Origin of the sequence: Actibacterium naphthalenivorans, assembly GCF_014196965.1 — a bacterium.
In the GTDB taxonomy this organism is placed as follows: domain Bacteria; phylum Pseudomonadota; class Alphaproteobacteria; order Rhodobacterales; family Rhodobacteraceae; genus Actibacterium_A; species Actibacterium_A naphthalenivorans.
This window is the reverse complement of sequence record NZ_JACIEQ010000001.1, coordinates 157,816-177,913: the sequence shown is the minus strand read 5'-3', so window position 1 is coordinate 177,913 and position 20,098 is coordinate 157,816. Positions and strand designations below refer to the sequence as shown.

The window sequence follows — 20,098 nt, the reverse complement described above, 5'->3', positions numbered from 1 at the left end:
ACCATGACAAGCATCATCCTCTTCGCGCCGCTGATCGGCGCGATCATCGCGGGCTTCGGCTGGCGCCTGATCGGCGAGGCCGCGGCGCAATGGATCACCACCGGCCTGCTGTTCCTGGCCTGCCTGCTCAGCTGGATCGTTTTCCTGTCGTTCGACGGCGAGATGGTGCAGATCCCGATCATGCGCTGGGTGGAAAGCGGTTCGCTGGCAACCGAATGGGCGATCCGGCTGGACCGGCTGACGGCGATCATGCTGATCGTGGTCACCACGGTATCGTCGCTCGTGCATCTCTACAGCTTCGGCTACATGGCGCATGACCCGCAATGGGGCGAGGACGAACCCTACAAGGCCCGCTTTTTCGCCTATCTGTCGTTCTTCACCTTCGCCATGCTGGCGCTGGTCACCGCCGACAACCTGCTGCAGATGTTCTTCGGCTGGGAAGGGGTCGGCGTTGCCTCTTACCTGCTGATCGGCTTCTACTGGAAGAAACCTTCGGCCAACAACGCGGCGATGAAGGCGTTCATCGTCAACCGGGTCGGCGATTTCGGTTTCCTGCTGGGCATGTTCGCGCTGTTCTTCGTGACCGACAGCCTGCTGTTCGATGATGTCTTCGCCGCCGGCCCGATGCTGGCCGAAACGCAGCTGAGCTTTCTGTGGCGCGACTGGAACGCGGCCAACCTGATCGGGGTTCTGCTGTTCATCGGCGCGATGGGCAAATCGGCGCAGCTGTTCCTGCACACCTGGCTGCCCGACGCGATGGAAGGCCCGACACCGGTGTCGGCGCTGATTCACGCCGCGACGATGGTCACCGCCGGGGTGTTCCTGGTCTGCCGCATGTCGCCGCTCTATGAATACGCGCCGGGCGCCACCGGGTTCATCGTGTTCCTGGGCGCCAGCACCGCGTTCTTCGCGGCCACCGTCGGGCTGGTACAGAATGACATCAAGCGGGTGATTGCATATTCGACCTGCTCGCAGCTCGGCTACATGTTCGTGGCGGCGGGGGTCGGCGTCTATTCGGCGGCGATGTTCCACCTGCTGACCCACGCGTTCTTCAAGGCGATGCTGTTCCTTGGCGCGGGATCGGTGATCCACGCGATGCATCACGAACAGGACATGCGGAATTATGGCGGCCTGCGCAAAAAGATCCCGCTGACTTACTGGGCGATGATGATCGGCACGCTGGCCATCACCGGTGTCGGCATCCCGCTGACCAGCATCGGCTTTGCCGGTTTCCTGTCGAAAGACGCGATCATCGAAAGCGCCTATGCGGGCGGCACCGGCTATGCCTTCTGGATGCTGGTCATCGCGGCCTGTTTCACCAGCTTCTACAGCTGGCGGCTGATGTTCATGACCTTCTTCGGCACCGCGCGGGGCGACAAGCACACCCATGATCACGCGCATGAAAGCCCGCGGGTCATGCTGATCCCGCTCGGGGTTCTGGCCATCGGCGCCATCTTCTCCGGCATGGTGTTTTACGGCCCGTTCTTCGGCGATCATGACAAGCTGAACCGCTTCTTCGGCATCCCCGCGCATGAGGTTGCGGCAGAGGCCGGGCATGGCACGGAGGAGACGGCGGGCGACGCCGCGCATGGCGAGGTCGCCACGGATAACGCCGCCACCATGGCCGACACAGGACCTGCAGAGACGGCGGCGGCGCATTCCGCCGGCACCGCGCCCGTTGGCGCTATCTTCATGGGCCCGGACAATCACGTGATCGACGACGCGCACCACGCGCCCGCATGGGTCAAGGTCTCGCCCTTCATCGCGATGCTGATCGGGCTGGCCGTCGCCTATCTGTTCTATATCGTGAACCCGGCGCTGCCGAAGAAACTGGCCGAAAGCCAGCGGCCGCTCTACCTGTTCCTGCTGAACAAATGGTATTTCGACGAGGTCTACGATTTTCTCTTCGTGCGGCCGGCCAGATGGCTGGGCGGTTTCCTGTGGCGGCGCGGCGACGGCAACGTGATCGACGGGTCGATCAACGGGGTCGCGATGGGGGTCATTCCCTTCTTCACGCGCCTCGCGGGGCGGGCCCAGTCGGGCTATCTGTTCCACTATGCCTTTGCCATGGTGATCGGGGTTGTTGTCCTGATCACGTGGATGGCGATCAGCGGGGGGGCTGAGTGATGGAAAACCTTCTGTCGATGATCACCTTCATTCCGCTGATCGCGGCGGTGGTGCTGGCGTTTTTCCTGCGCGGAGAAGATGAGGCGGCGCAGCGCAATGCCAAATGGGTCGCGCTGATCGCCACCACCTTCACCTTCCTGGTGTCGCTGTTTCTGCTGTTCGGGTTCGACCCGGCCGACACCGGCTTTCAGTTCGTCGAGGAACGTGACTGGCTGATGGGGCTGAAGTACAAGATGGGCGTCGATGGCATTTCGGTGCTGTTCGTGATGCTGACCACCTTCCTGATGCCGCTGACCATCGCGGCCTGCTGGGATGTGAAGGTGCGGGTCAAGGAATACATGATCGCCTTTCTGGTGCTGGAAACCCTGATGCTGGGCGTGTTCTGCGCGCTTGATCTGGTGTTGTTCTACCTGTTCTTCGAAGGCGGGCTGATCCCGATGTTCCTGATCATCGGCATCTGGGGCGGCAAGAATCGCATCTATGCGGCGTTCAAGTTCTTCCTCTACACCTTCCTCGGGTCCGTCCTGATGCTGGTCGCCATGATCGCCATGTATATGGAGGCGGGAACGACAGACATTCCGACGCTGCTGACCCATCAGTTCAGCACCGGTGCGATCAGCCTGCTGGGCTGGCAGATCGTCGGCGGGATGCAGACGTTGCTGTGGCTGGCCTTCTTCGCCAGCTTCGCGGTGAAGATGCCGATGTGGCCGGTGCATACCTGGCTGCCCGACGCGCACGTGCAGGCGCCCACCGCGGGTTCGGTCGTGCTGGCCGCGATCCTGCTGAAGATGGGGGGCTACGGCTTTCTGCGGTTCAGCCTGCCGATGTTCCCGGTGGCAAGCGATCTGCTGGCGCCGCTGGTGCTGTGGCTGTCGGCCATCGCCATCGTCTATACCAGCCTCGTGGCGCTGGTGCAGTCGGACATGAAAAAGCTGATCGCCTATTCCTCGGTCGCGCATATGGGCTTTGTCACCATGGGGATTTTCGCAGCCAACCAGCAGGGGCTGGATGGCGCGATCTTCCAGATGATCAGCCACGGGTTCGTGTCTGGCGCGCTGTTCCTGTGCGTCGGCGTGATCTATGACCGGATGCACACGCGCGAGATCGACGCTTACGGCGGCCTCGTGAACCGGATGCCGGCCTATGCGCTGGTGTTCATGCTGTTCACCATGGCCAATGTCGGCCTGCCGGGCACCAGCGGGTTCGTGGGCGAGTTTCTGACCCTGACGGGTGTCTTCCAGGTCAACACCTGGGTGGCGGTGGTGGCGACATCGGGTGTGATCCTGTCGGCCTGCTATGCGCTGTGGCTCTATCGCCGGGTGGTGTTCGGCGACCTGATCAAGGAGAGCCTGCGCACGATCACCGACATGACCGGGCGCGAGCGGGCGATCTTTGCCCCGCTGATCGTCATGACCCTGCTGCTGGGCGTCTATCCCAGCCTGATCACCGATATCATCGGCCCCTCGGTCGAGGCCCTCGTTTCAACCCACCAGACGGCGCTGCATGACAGCGACATCGCCGTCCGGCTTGCACAGCACTGAAGGGGAGCGCGATGACCTCTGCCGATTTCTCCGTTATCCTGCCCGAGATCCTGCTGGCGGTCTTCGCCATGGGGGCGCTGCTCTTCGGGGTCTATACCGGCAAGGACAAGACCGCGCCGCTGCTTGTCTGGATCACCGCGGCGGTGTTCCTGGCGCTGGCGGTCTGGGTCGGTTTCTCCGGCGGCGGCACCGATACCGCGTTCAACGGCGCCTTCATCGACGACGGCTTCGCGCGGTTCGCCAAGGTGGTGATCCTGGTGTCGGGCGCGGCGGTGCTGTTGATGGCACAGGATTACATGGCGCGTCTGGGGCTGCTGCGGTTCGAGTTTCCCGTTCTGGTGGCGCTGGCGATCGTCGGCATGATGATGATGGTCTCGTCCGGCGATCTGATGTCGCTCTATATGGGGCTGGAGCTGCAGTCGCTCTCGCTCTATGTCGTCGCGTCGCTGCGGCGCGACAGCGCGAAATCGACAGAGGCCGGGCTGAAGTATTTCGTCCTCGGCGCGCTCAGCTCGGGCATGCTGCTTTACGGGGCGTCGCTGACCTATGGCTATAGCGGCACCACGCTGTTCTCGGGCATCATCACCACCGCGTCGGAAGACGGGATCTCGCTCGGCCTGCTGTTCGGGCTGGTCTTCATGATCTGCGGTCTGGCGTTCAAGGTGTCGGCGGTGCCGTTCCACATGTGGACGCCGGATGTCTACGAAGGCTCGCCCACGCCCGTCACCGCCTTCTTTTCCACCGCGCCCAAGATGGCGGCGATGGGCCTGTTCGCCCGCGTGATGTTCGACGCGTTCGGCCATGTCACCCATGACTGGGGGCAGGTGATCGCGCTGCTGTCGTTGCTGTCGATGTTCCTCGGGGCTGTCGCTGCGATCAGCCAGCGCAACATCAAGCGGCTGATGGCCTATTCGTCGATCGCGCATATGGGCTATGCGCTGATGGGGCTGGCCGCCGGAACCGCGGGCGGTGTTCAGGCTATGCTGATCTACATGGCGATCTACGTCACCATGAATGTCGGCACCTTCGCCTTTATCCTTGCGATGGAAAAGGACGGGCAGCCGGTGACAGATATCGGCGCGCTCAACATGTATTCGAAGCGCGAGCCGCTGCGGGCGCTGGCGATGATGGTGCTTCTGTTCAGCCTGGCGGGTGTGCCGCCGCTGGTCGGCTTTTTCGGCAAGTTCTACGTGCTGATGGCAGCGGTCGACGCGGGCTATGCCTGGCTGGCCATCGCGGGCGTGATCGCCTCGGTGATCGGGGCGTTCTACTATCTGCGGATCGTCTATTACATGTATTTCGGCCAGGAGCAGGAAGCGGGGCTCGACGGCACCATGAACCCGGTGCTCTGGGCCTTTCTGATGGCTTCGGCGGCGATCATGGTGGTGGGGGTTGTGAACCTGTTCGGGGTCGAAGGGCTGGCGCTGAGCGCGGCCGAAACCCTTGTCAACTGACATCGACTCGACGGGCTGGCCTGACGGGTACGACCGGATCATCCTTGATGAGGTCGACAGCACGATGGCCGAGGCGGCGCGCCGCGCGCCGTCGCTTGCCGGGCCGACCTGGATCCTGGCCCGGCGCCAGACCGCCGCGCGCGGGCGGCGGGGAAGGGCCTGGGCGAACCCCGAGGGCAATTTCGCCGCCACCCTGGTGATGCAGCCGAACGGCCCTGCGGATCAGGCGGCGCTGCGCTCCTTCGTTGCCTCGCTGGCACTTTACGACACGCTGCGCAAGGTTGTGGATGCGCGCCAGCTTGCGCTGAAATGGCCCAATGACGTGCTGCTGGCCGGCGGCAAGGTGGCCGGAATACTGCTCGAGGCGCAGGGCGCCGGCGGGGCGGCTGACAGGCTGAGCATCGGCATCGGCATCAATCTGATCTCCGCCCCGGCGCCGGTCGAGGTCGAGCCGGGGGCGGTGCCACCGGTGGCGCTGGCCGATTACAGCCAGGCGAAGCTGCCGGCGCAAGGCGTGCTTTTCGAACTGGCCTGCGCCTTTGCCGAATGGGAAACCCGCTTTGGCCAGTTCGGCTTCGATCCGGTCCGGCGCATGTGGCTGAGCAAGGCCGCGCGGCTGGGCGAGGTGATCACCGCGCGCACCGGCCGCGAAGACGTGACCGGCACGTTCGAGACGGTGGACGAGGCCGGCAATCTCATCCTAAAGACGGCGCAGGGCCGCCGGGCCATCGCGGCGGCGGACATCTATTTCTAGGGAGGGGTTCATGCTCCTTTGCATCGACTGCGGCAATACCAACACGGTTTTCTCGATCTGGGACGGCACGCGCTTCTTGTGCACGCTGCGCACCTCGACCGAGCATCAGCGCACGGCGGATCAGTATTTCACCTGGTACACCACGCTGGTGCGCCACCACGGTATCGATGCCGACATCACCGATGTGATCATTTCCTCCACGGTGCCGCGCGTGGTGTTCAACCTGCGCGTCTTCACCGACCGCTATTTCAATACGCGGCCATTGGTCGTGGGGCGGCCCGACTGCCTGTTGCCGGTCGCGCCGCGGGTCGATCCGGGCACCGCGGTCGGGCCCGACCGGCTGGCCAATGCGGCCGGCGCGTTCGACCGGCATGGCGGCGATGTCGTGGTGGTCGATTTCGGCACCGCCACCAATTTCGATGTGGTTGCCGGGGATGGCGCCTATGTGGGCGGGGTGATCGCGCCGGGGGTGAACCTGAGCCTCGAGGCGCTGCACCAGGGCGCTGCGGCGCTTCCGCATGTGGACATCACCAAGCCGGACAGGGTAATAGGCACCAACACCGTGGCCTGTATCCAATCCGGCATTTTCTGGGGCTATATCGGCCTGATCCAGGGAATATCCGAACGTATCCGTGCAGAATACGGAAAACCGATGAAGGTTGTGGGCACCGGCGGGCTGGCCCCTTTGTTCGCCACCGGCGACGGCCTGTTTGACACGATTGAAGATGATTTGACGATGCACGGCCTGACCGTGATTCACGCCTATAACAAGGAAAACGGCGCTTTATGAGCAGTAAGAACCGACTGATTTACCTGCCCCTCGGTGGAGCGGGAGAGATCGGGATGAATGCCTATGTCTACGGCTACGGGCCGGCAGACAACGAACGGCTGATCCTGGTCGATGTGGGGGTGACTTTCCCCGAGATGGAAAATACCCCCGGCGTCGATCTGATCTTCGCCGATATCGCCTGGCTGGAGGCCCGTGCCGACCGGCTTGAGGCGATTTTCATCACCCATGCCCATGAAGATCACGTGGGGGCCCTGGGCCTGTTGTGGCCGCGCCTGAAGGCGCCGGTCTATACCCGCGCCTTCACCGGCAATATCGCCGCGCGCAAGCTCGAGGAAAAAGGGCAGGATCCGTCGATCATCCGGGTCGTCGCGGCATATCCCGAAAAGATCAAGGCGGGGCCGTTCACGGTGTCGTTCCTGCCGGTCTCGCACTCGATCCCCGAAAGCTCTGGCATGGTGATCGATACGCCGGCCGGGCGGCTGGTGCATACCGGCGACTTCAAGCTTGATGAAACCCCCGGCGTCGGTGACCCGTTCGATCCGGCCTTGTGGGCCGAGGTCGCGGGCAAGGGCGTCAAGGCGCTGATCTGCGATTCAACCAATGTGTTCTCGCCCAATGCGGGGCGGTCGGAATCGTCTGTCGGCCCGGCGATCCGCCAGCTTGTGCAAAAAGCCGAGGGCATGGTGGTTGCAACCACCTTCGCCTCCAACATCGCGCGGGTAAAGACGCTGGCCGAGGCCGGGCGCGATGCCGGGCGTTCGGTGGTGCTGCTGGGGCGGGCGATGCGACGCATGGTCGAGGCCGGGGTGGAAAGCGGCGTGCTGACCGATTTCCCGACGACGGTGCCGCCAGAGGATGCCGTCAGTATTCCGCGCGATCACCTGATGCTGATCGTCACCGGCAGCCAGGGCGAACGGCGCGCGGCTTCGGCGCAGCTTTCGCGCGGCAAATACCTGGGCCTGTCGATGAAAGAAGGGGACATGTTCCTGTTCTCGTCAAAGACCATTCCGGGGAACGAAAAGGGCGTGATCCATATCGTCAACGCGTTTTCGGAAATGGGCGTGGATGTGGTGGATGACGCGGCCGATCTCTATCACGTGTCCGGGCACGCCAACCGCCCAGATCTGGAGACGGTGCACAAGATCATGAAGCCGCAGATGGTGGTGCCGATGCACGGCGAACACCGGCACCTGCGTGAGCATGTCAAGCTGGCCGCCGAAAACGGATTTGCCGCCGCCATCGCGACCAACGGCACCATGCTTGACCTCAGCGGCAAGGCGCCGCGCGTCGTCGGGCAGATCGAGGCCGGGCGCACCTATCTCGATGGCAGCGTTCAGATCGGCGCGCTGGATGGCATCGTGCGCGACCGTATCCGGCTGGCGCTGAACGGGCTGGTGATGGTCACGCTGATCATCGACGAAGACGACGAGCCGCTGGGCGAACCCTGGGTCGAGCTGAAGGGCCTGCCGGAAACCGGCAGTTCGAACGCCGCGCTGGCCGAGGTGCTGGAGGGCGATCTGGCCCAGTTGATCGCACGGGCCGACGACAAGACGCTGGCCGATGACGACAAGCTGGAAGACCTGCTGCGCCGCCGCACCCGCCAGGTGGCGCTGCAGGAGATCGGGCGCAAGCCCGAGGTCGTGGTGGTGATCAGCCGTCTGGTGGCCTGAACCGGCAAGGTTTTCCGCGAAAATTCGCTATGATTTTCGCGGAAAATTCCGAACTGCCCTGTGCCCCGGCTTAGTCTGCCGGGGCCTTGAACGAACGGGTCAGGAAGGCGGGCATGTGATCGCCCATGCCGACCACCGGTTCGTCACGGCGGCTGCCGGAACGGCTCGACGAGGATTTCGACGATTTCGATCCGTTGCCGCGTGTGGAGGAAGATGATTTCGACGGGGGCGTCGACGCCTGGGCGGGGGCTGCGGTCTCTGTGGATTTCGCGCTGGACGTGCGGGACGACCGTTTGCGGCTGCTCGTCGGGGTCGGTTTTTCAGCCTTTTCGCCCGGTTCGCTTTGCTCTTCGGGGGCAGGGGCGCCCTTGATCGGGCTTTCCACGCGCGGGATCGGCTTGCCTACCAGCGTTTCGATATTGGCGAAATTCTTTTCGTCATGCGGCACGCAGATCATCAGCGTCTTGCCCTTGCGCCCGGCGCGGCCGGTGCGACCGATGCGGTGCACGTAATCCTCGGCATGGCTGGGCACGTCGTAGTTGAAGACATGGCTGACGGCGGGCACGTCCAGCCCGCGCGCGGCCACATCAGAGGCGACGAGAAAGCGCAGCTTGCCCTCGCGGAACGAATCCAGTGTCTTGGTGCGCTGCGACTGATCCAGATCGCCATGGATGGGGGCCGCGTCATAACCATATTTGGTCAGCGATTTGGCCACCACATCGACCTCGGTCTTGCGGTTGCAGAAGATGATGGCGTTGGTGCAGGCGTCGCCCTCCTGCTCGATCAGCGCGCGCAGCAGCTCGCGCTTTTCGCTGGCCTGCCGGTCCTTGCGGCTGGCGCGGAACATCACCACGCCCTGTTCGATATTCTCGCCGGTGGTCGCGGCGCGGGCGACCTCGATCTTCACCGGGTTGGACAGAAAGGTGTTGGTGATCCGCTCGATCTCGGGCGCCATGGTGGCCGAGAAGAACAGGGTCTGCCGGGTGAAGGGCGTCATCTGGAAGATACGCTCGATATCGGGGATGAAACCCATGTCGAGCATCCGGTCGGCCTCATCCACCACCATGATCTGCACGCCGGTGAGCAGCAGCTTGCCGCGCTCGAAATGATCAAGCAGGCGGCCGGGGGTGGCGATCAGCACATCGACGCCCTTGTCGATCAGCTGGTCCTGTTCCTTGAACGACACGCCGCCGATCAGCAGCGCCTTGGTCAGCTTGGTGTTCTTGGCGTAGATGTCGAAGTTTTCGGCGACCTGCGCGGCCAGTTCCCGTGTGGGGGCCAGCACCAGGCTGCGGGGCATGCGGGCACGGGCGCGGCCCTTGGCCAGCATCGTGATCATCGGCAGGGTGAAGCTGGCGGTCTTGCCGGTGCCGGTCTGGGCAATGCCCAGAACATCGCGGCCGGCAAGGGCGGGGGGGATGGCCCCGGCCTGGATCGGGGTCGGGGTTTCATAGCTGGCGTCGGATACGGCTGAAAGCACTTTGGGGTCCAGCCCCAAGTCTGCGAATTCGGTCATGTAGGCCCTTTGGGTTTGCGGCGTTCAAATCGGCCGCAACTCCACGCGGCCTGACCGGCCGTATTGCCGATCCTTCAACTTGGCCGGATGCATAGGCCAAAGGGCGCGCCGCGTCAAGGAAACAGGCCGTGTGCGCTCATCGGAAGGCGGCGGCGATGTCGGCCACCACCTGGCGGGCGATGGCGTCACGGCCGAGGCTGTTGAAATGGCAGCCATCCTTGCGAAAGTCATTGTCCAGCTGATCTGTGTCCATCCCGCGCATGATCCTGTCATTCGCATCCGCGACCGCGCGTTGCACGGCCACCACCTCCGGCACGCCGTTGGCACGGTTTGCGCCGATGCATTTCGACGCGCCAAAGAGATAAAGCCTGCTCTGCGGCATCAGCGTCAGAAGGCGCCCCGTCAGCGCCCGGAACAGTGCGTCGAGCGCGGCCATGTCGGTCATGGCGCCCGCGTCGGTTTCGCCCTGATGCCAGAGCACCAGATCCGGCTCGAATCCCGCAGCCTGCGCCGATCCGATCCGGCGCTCCAGCGCGCCGAGATAGCCCGAGCGTTCGTCCAGCCAGTCGCTGACCTGGGTGCCGCCGATCGCGCCGTTGATGAACAGCACGGGCCGGCCCAGTTCGGCCGCCACCCCCTTGCCGATCACGGGCCAGAGGCTGCCGCCCGTGGCCGAGGCCCCGAGCACGGGATCGCGCGTAGTGAAACACTGGCCCGCGAACCAGGTGAAAACGCCATCGCCCGGCGCGGTTTCGGTCTGGCGGCTGTTGGTGTTGGCGGCGTTCGATTGGCCGCCCGTCACCACCACGAAGGTGGCCTCGGGGTCGGGGCAGGGCACGGGCGTGCGGCCCAGCGGATCAGCCTCGTCCGGCGGCGGCGCCCAGAGTTTCGGCAGGCCGAGCATCTGCCGGATATTGCTCTTGGTGCTGGCGAAAAGCTGTGCCGGCCGGTTGGAAGTGCTGCTCCAGATGGCTCCGGCGGTGAAGGCACAGAACAACAGAGCGACGAGCAAAAGCAGGCGCAGGAATGTGAGCACGATCCAATTCCGGCATGGCAAGGAATATGCGCTGAACTATAGAAGCGGCGCGCAATCTGTCCAGCGTTAACCTTTTGCCGGGCCGGATCAGACCTGCATTTCTTTCGTGGCGCTCAGGGTTACCTCTGGATAGTCGCGTGCGATCCGGTCGATATCCCACTGCAGACGGGTCATGTAGACGATATCACCGTCGTTGTCGTGGCTGATATGGCCCTTGTTGGCGTTCACGAACTTGTCCACCGCCGCCTTCGGCCCGGTCACCCAGCGCGCGCTGGTGAACTGCGAGGATTCGAACCGCACCGGCAGCCCGTATTCCAGCTCGATCCGGCTGGCCAGCACCTCGAACTGAAGCTGGCCGACAACGCCCACCACGAAGCCCGACCCGATCGCCGGTTTGAACACTTTCGCAGCACCTTCCTCGGCGAATTGCATCAGCGCCTTTTCCAGATGCTTGGCCTTCATCGGGTCGCCTGCGCGGCAGTTTTGCAAAAGTTCGGGTGCGAAGCTTGGAATGCCGCTGACGCGCAGGGATTCCCCCTCGGTCAGCGTGTCGCCGATGCGCAATTGCCCGTGGTTGGGGATGCCGATGATATCGCCGGCCCAGGCCTCTTCGGCCAGCTCGCGGTCGGAGGCGAGGAACAGCACCGGGTTCGACACGGCCATCGGCTTTTTGGTGCGCACATGGGTCAGCTTCATGCCGCGCTGGAAATGGCCCGAGGCCAGGCGCAGGAACGCCACGCGGTCGCGGTGCTTTGGGTCCATGTTGGCCTGTACCTTGAACACGAAACCGGTGACCTTGGTCTCCTCGGGGGCGATCTGGCGCGGCTCTGCGGCCTGCACCTGCGGCTCGGGGCCATAGATACCGATGCCGTCCATCAGCTCCTTGACGCCGAAAGAGTTGATCGCCGATCCGAACCAGATCGGCGTCAGCGTACCCTCCAGCAGCGCCTGGCTGTCCATCGGCGGCAACAGCGCGCGCGCCATCTCGACCTCTTCGCGCAGCTTGTCCAGCAGGTCGGCGGGGATGTGCCGCTCCAGCAGCGGGTCGTCCAGCCCTTCGATCTTGATGCTCTCGGCCACCTTGTTGCGATCGGCGCGGTCCATCAGTTCCAGCCGGTCGCGCAGCAGGTCATAACAGCCCAGAAAATCGCGCCCGGTGCCGATCGGCCAGCTTGCCGGGGTCACGTCGATCGCCAGGTTTTCCTGAATTTCGTCGATGATCTCGAACGTGTCGCGGCTTTCGCGGTCCATCTTGTTGCAGAAGGTCAGGATCGGCAGATCGCGCAGCCGGCAAACCTCGAACAGCTTCTGCGTCTGGCTTTCCACGCCCTTGGCGCCGTCGATCACCATCACCGCCGCGTCCACCGCCGTGAGCGTGCGATACGTGTCTTCGGAAAAGTCGCTGTGGCCGGGCGTGTCCACCAGGTTGAAGCGGAAGTCGCCATAATCGAACGACATCGCCGAGGCCGAGACCGAGATCCCCCGGTCCTTTTCCATCTGCATGAAATCCGATCGCGTACGCCGTGCCTCGCCCTTGGCGCGTACCTGCCCGGCCATCTGGATCGCGCCACCATAGAGCAGGAACTTTTCGGTCAGCGTCGTCTTGCCCGCATCGGGATGCGAGATGATGGCAAAGGTGCGCCGCCGGGCGATTTCGGCGGGCAGGTCGGGGCGGTTTTTGGGTGCGTCCAGCATGGGGCCGGATATAGGCAAGCGGCGGCGGGCCAGCAATAGCGGAGCGGCGCGCCGTGCGAACTATCTGCAGCGCGGGCACCCCGTGCCGGGGTGCCCGCAGGTTCGGTTCAAGGGGCCTCAGATGAAATCGATGGTGTCGGCCAGCAGCTCCAGATCAAGCACCCCGTCAAGAGCGATGGTCCCCTTGCGGCCGAAGTCCAGAACCGTGTCGGGGCCGACGATCGAGGCGAACTGATCAACCACCTCATCGGCGGTCAGCGTGCCTTTCCACAGCCGGGTGTCGAGCTGCAGGATATCCTCATCCACCGAGAAATCGGTGATGAAATCGGTGCCTTCCTTTTTCATGAAGACGAAAGTATCGGCGCCCTTGCCGCCGGTCAGCGTGTCGACCCCCTTGCCACCGGCCAGCGTGTCGTTGCCGCCGTTGCCCTTCAGGGTATCTTTCTGGCCGCCGCCCTTGAGCACATCATTCCCGGAGCCGCCGATCAGTTTGTCGTTGCCGGTGCGCCCCAGCAGGATGTCGTTGCCGCCCAGCCCGCTGAGGCTGTCGTCACCGTCGAGCCCGTCCAGCGTGTTGGCGCCCTTGCTGCCGACCAGAATGTCGTCAACCTCCGACCCGATAACGCCTTCGATCTCGATCGCGGTGTCGCCCTCGGCATCGCCCTGGCGGAACACAGATTTCCCCAGTTTGACGATGACGCCAACGGTCGACAGGCTGTAATCCGCGAAATCCGTTCCCGCGCCGCCGTTCAGGATATCGGCGCCCACTCCGCCGTTCAGCGTGTCGCTGCCCGCACCGCCCCTGAGATCGTCATCACCGGCATCGCCGAACAGCTTGTCGGCGCCGCCCTTGCCGGAAATGATTTCGCGGCCGATGTCGCCAACCAGCGTGTCTTTCTTGTTCGACCCGAAGATCTTGGTGATGGGCAGATCGTCGTTCATGATCAGCGCGTTGCCGATCGTGTCATCCGTGCCGCCGGCAACCAGAGCAGCGGTGGCAACGGTGGGCGAGATCTTCAGCGAGAAGCTTTCATTGGCTTCGAATTTATCATCGCCGAAGACCGGAACACGCACATAGGCCACCGTCTGGCCGGGAAGAAACTCGACCGTGCCCGACGCCTTCTTATAGTCCTTGCGGGCGACGGCGCTGCCGTTCAGCGTCAGATAGTCGAACTGCATCACGGTATCGGCGGGCTCGGAGAGGCGAATCTCGAAGATGGCTTCGGTGTCACCGCCGGTGCCTTCCACGATTTCCGGGTCGCCGACGAAAACCGCGCGGCCGCCCTCTTCGATGATGCCGGTCACCTTGATCTTGGAAACGCCGCCCGCAAGCACCGCATTCACCGGGTCGGTCACTTCGATGATATAGTTTTCATCGACCTCGCCGGCGGTGTTGTCATGGTGGCTGACGTAGGCATACACCGTCGTCTGGCCGGCGGGAATTGTGTAGGTCTTCAACGTCTCGAAGGTCGAGTAATAGTTGAAATCGGCATCGGTGGCCAGATCCGCGGTCTGGCCGACCAGCCGCAGCGTCACCTGCACGTCGACCAGGGATGGCTCTGAAAGCCGGATCGCGTAATAGCCGTCTTCGCCTTCGGACCCCGCGCCGGGCTCCATCGAAAGCACGGGCAGGTTGGTGTCGGTGTCATCGTCGCGGATAGTGGCGATGCCGGTGGAATCCGCCACACCATTGTCGATCTTGCCGTCGGAGTTCTTGCCCGGCGTCACGACCAGAGAGAAATCCTCGAACTGTTCGATCCGGGTGTCGCCTTTCACGGGCACGCGCACCGTGGCGTAGGTCTGGCCGCTGACGAATTTGAGCGTGCCCGATTTCGCGGTGTAGTCGCTGCCGGCCAGGGCGGTTCCGTCTACCGTTGTGTAGTCGAGCCAGAGGTCGGTCGCCGCGGGGCGCGAGAGCTGAACCTCGAACACCGCATGGCTGCTGCCGCCGTCGCCCTCTTCGATCGTCGGGTCGCTGACGAACAGGCTGACGCCGGATTCCTCGATGATGCCGGTGGTGCGGATGACATCGGACCCGCCCGCCAGCGTGGCGTTCACCGGGTCGGTGACTTCGACAACGTAGTTTTCGTCAAGCTCGCCCGCGATACTGTCATGGTGGCTTACGTATACGTCCACCGAGGTTTGGCCTGCCGGAATGGTATAGTTCTTTACCGTCTCGAAGGTCGAGTAATAGTTGAAATCGGCGTCACTCGCCAGATCCGCCGTTTGCCCGATCAGGCGCAGCGTTACGGTTACATCGACGTTCGTGGCGGCGGAAAGCTGAAGCTCGAAATGGCCGTCATTCGCTTCGGTGCCCGAGCTGGGGTTAAGAGATACTTCTACCATGAATTTCTCCGGGGTTCTGGTTTCAATCAAATGGCTGGCGCTTTTAGAGCGCGTGCTAAGCAGGGAGGAACATTAAAATATTCCCGCGTCGCGGGGAGTTCACATAATGGGCGCGATTCTGTCAACATTTCGCCCCAATTAACTTTTCGCCCAATGGTTGCACGGGTAGACGAAAATCGATTTTGTATATGCATTGCATATCTAATTGATTTGCAATACGGTTTCAGAATGCCCCAAAACAGCAAAAATCGAGAGCCGCCAGCTCCTGAACGGCACTGTCATCGGAGGCGCAACAGTCTTGTGGCAATTCGTGAAAAGCCGGATTTCCCCGGTCTGGGGCGGGTGAGGCATCGGACGATCGCAACGAACAAGAGAGAGGCGCAGTGAAAACCGTACTAATCGCGAATCGGAAAGGCGGATGCGGCAAGACGACCGTGGCCATCAACCTGGCGGCCGCGCTGGCCGATGGGGGCTGGAAGGTGGCGCTGGCCGATGCGGATCCGCAGAAATCCTCGCTGCGCTGGCTGAAGCGGCGGCCGAAGGGGGTGGCGAAGATCACCGGGCTGGATTGGTCATCGCCGAAATCGCTGGGGGACGTGCCGAAGGGGGTGCAGTTCGTGGTGATCGACGCGCCCGGTTCGATCTACGACGAAGAGGCGCAAGAGCTGGTGGCTGAAGCCAAGGCGGTGATCACGCCGGTGATGCCATCGTTCTTTGATGAGGACGCGACCAAGCGGTTCCTGGCCGAGATGCAGGAGATCAAGCGCATCCGCAAGGGCAAGGTCGGGCTGGAATTGCTGGCCAACCGGGTGCGGCCGCGGGCGCGCGCGAACGCCCGGCTGGAGATGTTCTTTGAAAAGATCGGCCAGCCGCCCGTCGCGATGATATCCGAACGCGTGGCCTATGGCGATCTGGCGGAGCAGGGGCTGACGATCTTCGACCGTCCGCAGAAGGTGTATGATCCGATGCGGGCGCAATGGGCGCCGCTGATCCGGTCGCTGGTCTAGGCTCTTCCGACCGAAGGGTTTACCGGCCCGCGCGCGGCTTGCGGCGCGCTGTGACAAGAACAGGCGCGCCGGGGGCGTCCCTGCCATATTCGGCGCGCTGCGTGAGATCGGGGAACCTTTGCGAAACTTCCTGTGCCAGATCCTCTGGCAGGCGGCCCAGCGTGCGCTCGTTCAGCAGCAGGCTTTCGGTGGGGGTGCATTCGGCATAGATGATTTCATGCCGGTCGAAGATCAGGTGGAAATAGTCCACAAACCCGCCCTCGCGGATGAAGACCGCGCCGTCATCGACCAGATCGCGCGCCTTGACCATCACTTCGGCCGAACTGATCAGAAGCTGCGTGCCGCGCTGATAGATGAACAGCCGCTGGTCCTGGCTGACGATCAGATCGCTTTCATTCGAAAGCGTGCCCTTGGTCACGACCACCGGCGCGTAGGGGCCGATCGCGCGCACCGTGCGCCGGCCGATCCAGCGCAGTTGCTGGGCGCCATGGTCGCGGGTCAGAACCTTTTCGCCGATCCGCAGTTCCTCGACCGGGCATTGCCGCCCGTCCGACAGGGTGATCAGCGTGCCGCGGGTGAAGGCGACCGGGGTGATGTCCGTCAGCCGCACCTCGCCCGGGTCGGGCCTGGCGGTGACCAGGGCATAGGGCTCTCCCGGGGCGAGCGGCGCCATCGGCAGGAAATAAAGCGCGGCCTCGGGCCCGGCGTCCGGCATGTGGGTGATCAGCAACAGCTCCACCTTGTCGCCATCGGGCGCCATGAAGGTCAGCCGCCCGGTCAGCGACAGCGGGTCGCCCGGCGTGCCGATCTCCGACCCGCTCGCCACGCTGGGGGTCATGGCGCTGGCCTGCAGGAACCGGCCGGTGCCCGCCTGCGCGGCCTGAGCGTCGCGGATGGTCAGGGCCAGCGGCGCGGCCTCGGCCGCCAGCCTGTAGGTATCGCCCAGGCAAAGCTCGTCCAGCGGCATCAGGGGATCGCCGCTGTTGGCCCCGGCGACCGCCTGCAGATCGGAGGCGGAAAACACGTGCACCGAATAGCTTGGGGTGAACTCTGGCCGGGAGGTGTCATTCATCGCGGCGGTGTGCTCCATACATCGAGCTGTTCCATGATGCCGGGCCAGCCCCTGTGCCGCGCATAGTTTCAACTGGTTGAATATCCTTTGAAACTAACCGCGCCGCGCTGGCCCGTCAATCGAGGGGCTGCCGGTTGCCGCTGGGGCGTTGGCCGGGCGCAACAGATCACATGCGCGGGCAGCCGGCCATCGTGGGCTTTTCCCCGGCCGGGCGGAGTGATACCGACAACCCTGTGCCGGAACAAGGGAGCAGACGGATGGAACTGGGAATTGCCGGAAAGCGCGCATTGATCTGCGCGTCGTCAAAGGGGCTGGGGCTGGGCTGTGCCCGCGCGCTGGCCGAAGCCGGGGCGAACATCGTGATGAATGCCCGCGGCGAAGAGGCGCTGGCCCTGGCGGCCGAGGGTATCCGCAGCACCTGCGAGGTCGAGGTCACGGCCGTGGCCGCCGACATCACCACCGAAGAGGGGCGCGCGCAGGTGCTGCAGGCGGCGGGGATGTCGATATCCTGGTCACCAACGCCGGCGGGCCGCCGCCGGGCGTCTGGTCCGACTGGGACCGGGAGGATTTCATCGCCGCGCTGGACGCCAACATGCTGACCCCGATCGCGCTGATGAAGGCGTTGCTGCCGGGCATGATTGACCGGGGCTGGGGCAGGGTGGTCAACATCACCTCGCAATCGGTCAAGGCGCCGATCGCCGCGCTTGGCCTGTCGAACTCGGCTCGTGCCGGCCTGACCGGCTATGTCGCCGGCACGTCGCGCCAGGTGGCGCCCTACGGCGTGGTCATCAATAACATGCTGCCGGGCATCCATGCCACCGACCGGGCCGTGGCGCTGGATACCGGGGTGGCCCAGCAAGAGGAATTGACGCTGGAACAGGCCCGCGCGCGGCGGGAGCAGAGCATCCCCGCAGGCCGCTACGGAACGCCAGAGGAATTCGGGGCGATGTGCGCCTTCCTGTGTTCGCAGCACGCGGGCTTCATCATCGGCCAGAATATCCTGCTGGATGGCGGTGCCACGAATGCGACGCTGTGACAGGCGGGCAAGGCTTGCGGCAGGGCTTCGGGGTTGATATTTCCGAACAAATCCCGATTTTTTCGCTCGGGAATGAGGTGAGGCAGCGGTGAGCGACACGACCCCCCGGCTGGAAATTCGGAACATCACCCGGCGCTTCGGCGGCCGGGCGGTGGTGGATGACGTGTCGCTGGCGGTGATGCCTGGGCAGGTCACCTGCCTGCTGGGCCCGTCGGGCTGTGGCAAGTCCACCACGCTGCGTATCATCGCTGGCGTCGACATGCAGGACGAAGGCACGATCTTTGTCGACGGCGCGCTGGTCTGCGACACGATTTTCCGGGTCCCGCCCGAGGGCCGCTCGATCGGGTTGATGTTTCAGGATTTCGCGCTGTTCCCGCATCTGAGCGTGGCCGATAACGTGGCCTTCGGGCTGAAGGGCCCCAAGGCGGCCCGGCGCGCCCGTGTCGAAGAGCTTCTGGCGCGGGTCGAGATGCTGCGCTTCATCGACGATTATCCGCACGAGCTTTCGGGCGGCGAGCAGCAGCGCGTGGCGCTGGCCCGCGCCCTGGCGCCGCGCCCCGGCATCATGCTGATGGACGAGCCGTTTTCGGGGCTCGACAACCGCCTGCGCGACGATATCCGCGACCAGACCCTGAGTGTGCTTAAGGAAGAGGGCGCCGCGGTGCTTCTGGTGACGCATGAGCCGGAAGAGGCGATGCGCATGGCTGACGAGATCGCGCTGATGCGCGGCGGACGGATCGTGCAGCAGGGCGCGCCCTACAACATCTACAACGCGCCCGTGGACAAGGCCGCCGCCGGCTTCTTTTCCGACATCAACGTGATCCGCGGCCGGGTTCACGGCTTTCTGACCGATACCCCTTTCGGGCAGTTCATGACCCCGGCCGTGCCCGAGGATACCGAAGTCGAAATCATCATCCGGCCGCAGCATCTGAAGATCGAGTTCGACCGTAACGGGGTCGGCCCCGCGCCGACGCCGGAAAACGGCGCCGCCGCGCGCGCCGTCGTCGACCGGGCCCGGTTCATGGGCAGCGAAAGCCTGCTGGAATTCCGGATGGAATATGACGGCTCGATGCTCAAGGCCACGGTGCCGGGCGTCTTCCTGCCCAAGCCCGGCACGCCGATGTGGCTGATGATTCGCCGCGAACGGTGCTTTGTATTTCCCGCGACCGGCAGCACGCAATCCCGCCCGGCGGGTTAACCGCCGACCTTGCGCGGCGCCCCGGTGGCCGGATCGGTGCCCATATAGGGCTTGGCGGCCACTTTCCACGCTGCGAAACCGCCATCCAGATGGGCGATCCGGTCATGGCCCGCGGCCAGATACTGTTCCGCCACCTTGCGAGAGCGCACGCCCGAGCCGCAGTGAAACACGATCTGCCGTTCGTCGGTTTGCGGCGGCATGAAGGCCGGATCGAACCCGGCCATCGGTGCCAGCAGCGCGCCGTGGATGTATTCGAACATGTATTCCTGCGGCGTCCGCACGTCGATCAGAATGATCTTGCCGTCGCGCAGTGCCTGCTCGACGTCATCGACCGTCCAGTGTTCCAGGGTTTTGCCGCCAATGTCTTCGGTATGCATGTTTCACGTTCCTTTGCCAGTGACTCGTTCGCGCCCATAGGCCCCGTGTAGACGCGCCCGCGCCGCAACAAAAGCGCGCAGCCTGCGGCCTGCCGCCGCGCTTATGGGGAATTCTGCAAGAAATCCGGTATCTGCGGCGGAATGGGGCTTTGATCTCCCCTTCATAACTCATAAATGTGTTTGACAGATTTCAAAACGGGTGTCCGGGCGAACGGCCCCCAAGGGAGAAGACCATGCTGAACAATATCGGCCTTCCCGGCCTGCTTCTGATCGCCGTCGTGGTGCTGGTGCTTTTCGGCCGCGGCAAGATTTCTTCGCTGATGGGCGAGGTCGGCAAAGGCATCACCGCGTTCAAGAAGGGCGTGAAAGACGGCAGCGAAGAGATTGAGAACAATCTCGAAAGCGCACGGGATGTCACGCCCGAAGCCACCGAAAAGGACAAGGTGTAAGCGCGCCAGCGCCGCACCGGGGGCGGGACG

At 63.9% G+C, this 20,098-nt stretch carries 15 protein-coding genes and 1 pseudogene; 10 read left to right on the top strand and 6 right to left on the bottom strand.

The annotated features are described in order from the left end of the window. Positions 1–3: 3 nt before the first annotated feature. Genes nuoL through GGR17_RS00810 form a run of 6 tightly spaced genes read left to right on the top strand, consistent with a single transcriptional unit; the run spans position 4 to position 8,336 of the window. Positions 4–2,127, top strand: coding sequence for an NADH-quinone oxidoreductase subunit L (gene nuoL, locus GGR17_RS00835; RefSeq protein ID WP_054538478.1), 2,124 nt, complete (start codon positions 4–6; stop codon positions 2,125–2,127). Continuing rightward, positions 2,127–3,668 (top strand): NADH-quinone oxidoreductase subunit M, encoded by a 1,542-nt coding sequence (locus GGR17_RS00830; protein ID WP_037208796.1) that lies wholly within the window; start codon positions 2,127–2,129, stop codon positions 3,666–3,668. The genes nuoL and GGR17_RS00830 overlap by 1 nt, the downstream gene beginning before the upstream one ends. 11 nt (positions 3,669–3,679) lie before the next feature. Next, positions 3,680–5,122 carry an NADH-quinone oxidoreductase subunit NuoN gene (nuoN, locus tag GGR17_RS00825; protein WP_054538479.1) on the top strand — a complete coding sequence of 481 codons (1,443 nt, stop codon included), beginning with the start codon at positions 3,680–3,682 and terminating at the stop codon, positions 5,120–5,122. Then, complete coding sequence (locus GGR17_RS00820; RefSeq protein ID WP_255353400.1) at positions 5,112–5,876, top strand: biotin--[acetyl-CoA-carboxylase] ligase; 765 nt, start codon at positions 5,112–5,114, stop codon at positions 5,874–5,876. The genes nuoN and GGR17_RS00820 overlap by 11 nt, the downstream gene beginning before the upstream one ends. A 10-nt stretch (positions 5,877–5,886) precedes the next feature. After that, the gene (locus GGR17_RS00815; protein WP_054538480.1) at positions 5,887–6,666 is read left to right on the top strand and encodes a type III pantothenate kinase; all 780 of its coding nucleotides are present in this window, start codon (positions 5,887–5,889) and stop codon (positions 6,664–6,666) included. After that, entirely contained in the window at positions 6,663–8,336 is a 1,674-nt protein-coding gene (locus GGR17_RS00810) for a ribonuclease J (protein WP_054538481.1), read from the top strand. Before GGR17_RS00815 ends, GGR17_RS00810 begins: the two co-directional genes overlap by 4 nt. Before the next feature lie 70 nt (positions 8,337–8,406). On the opposite strand, the gene GGR17_RS00805 is transcribed toward GGR17_RS00810, so the two are convergent. The 4 genes from GGR17_RS00805 to GGR17_RS00790 all read right to left on the bottom strand — a co-directional run bounded on the left by GGR17_RS00805 (position 8,407) and on the right by GGR17_RS00790 (position 14,929). Beyond that, complete coding sequence (locus tag GGR17_RS00805; protein WP_054538482.1) at positions 8,407–9,852, bottom strand: DEAD/DEAH box helicase; 1,446 nt, start codon at positions 9,850–9,852, stop codon at positions 8,407–8,409. Positions 9,853–9,988: 136 nt separating this feature from the next. Next, positions 9,989–10,888 (bottom strand): SGNH/GDSL hydrolase family protein, encoded by a 900-nt coding sequence (locus GGR17_RS00800; protein WP_054538483.1) that lies wholly within the window; start codon positions 10,886–10,888, stop codon positions 9,989–9,991. 87 nt (positions 10,889–10,975) lie between these two features. After that, positions 10,976–12,583, bottom strand: a complete 1,608-nt coding sequence (locus GGR17_RS00795) for a peptide chain release factor 3 (protein WP_054538484.1) — start codon at positions 12,581–12,583, stop codon at positions 10,976–10,978. Between the two features lie 117 nt (positions 12,584–12,700). Then, positions 12,701–14,929, bottom strand: coding sequence for a Calx-beta domain-containing protein (locus tag GGR17_RS00790; protein ID WP_054538485.1), 2,229 nt, complete (start codon positions 14,927–14,929; stop codon positions 12,701–12,703). A 383-nt stretch (positions 14,930–15,312) separates the two neighbouring features. Here GGR17_RS00790 and GGR17_RS00785 point away from each other — a divergent pair, with 383 nt between their 5' ends. Then, a complete protein-coding gene (locus tag GGR17_RS00785; RefSeq protein WP_037208807.1) occupies positions 15,313–15,936 on the top strand; it encodes a ParA family protein in 624 nt (207 codons plus the stop codon). 19 nt (positions 15,937–15,955) lie between these two features. On the opposite strand, the gene GGR17_RS00780 is transcribed toward GGR17_RS00785, so the two are convergent. Then, positions 15,956–17,008, bottom strand: coding sequence for a Hint domain-containing protein (locus GGR17_RS00780; RefSeq protein ID WP_082386733.1), 1,053 nt, complete (start codon positions 17,006–17,008; stop codon positions 15,956–15,958). Positions 17,009–17,265: 257 nt separating this feature from the next. On the opposite strand from GGR17_RS00780, the pseudogene GGR17_RS00775 reads away from it, so the two are divergent. Together GGR17_RS00775 and GGR17_RS00770 are read left to right on the top strand one after the other, a co-directional pair. Next, positions 17,266–18,044 (top strand): annotated as a pseudogene (locus GGR17_RS00775) (SDR family oxidoreductase). 88 nt (positions 18,045–18,132) lie between these two features. Further along, complete coding sequence (locus GGR17_RS00770; protein WP_054538487.1) at positions 18,133–19,242, top strand: ABC transporter ATP-binding protein; 1,110 nt, start codon at positions 18,133–18,135, stop codon at positions 19,240–19,242. Here the strand turns inward: GGR17_RS00770 and GGR17_RS00765 are convergent. Further along, positions 19,239–19,619, bottom strand: a complete 381-nt coding sequence (locus GGR17_RS00765; protein ID WP_054538488.1) for a rhodanese-like domain-containing protein — start codon at positions 19,617–19,619, stop codon at positions 19,239–19,241. The two genes, GGR17_RS00770 and GGR17_RS00765, sit on opposite strands and share 4 nt — an antisense overlap. Before the next feature lie 233 nt (positions 19,620–19,852). Here GGR17_RS00765 and GGR17_RS00760 point away from each other — a divergent pair, with 233 nt between their 5' ends. Continuing rightward, entirely contained in the window at positions 19,853–20,068 is a 216-nt protein-coding gene (locus GGR17_RS00760) for a twin-arginine translocase TatA/TatE family subunit (RefSeq protein WP_037208815.1), read from the top strand. Positions 20,069–20,098 lie beyond the last annotated feature (30 nt).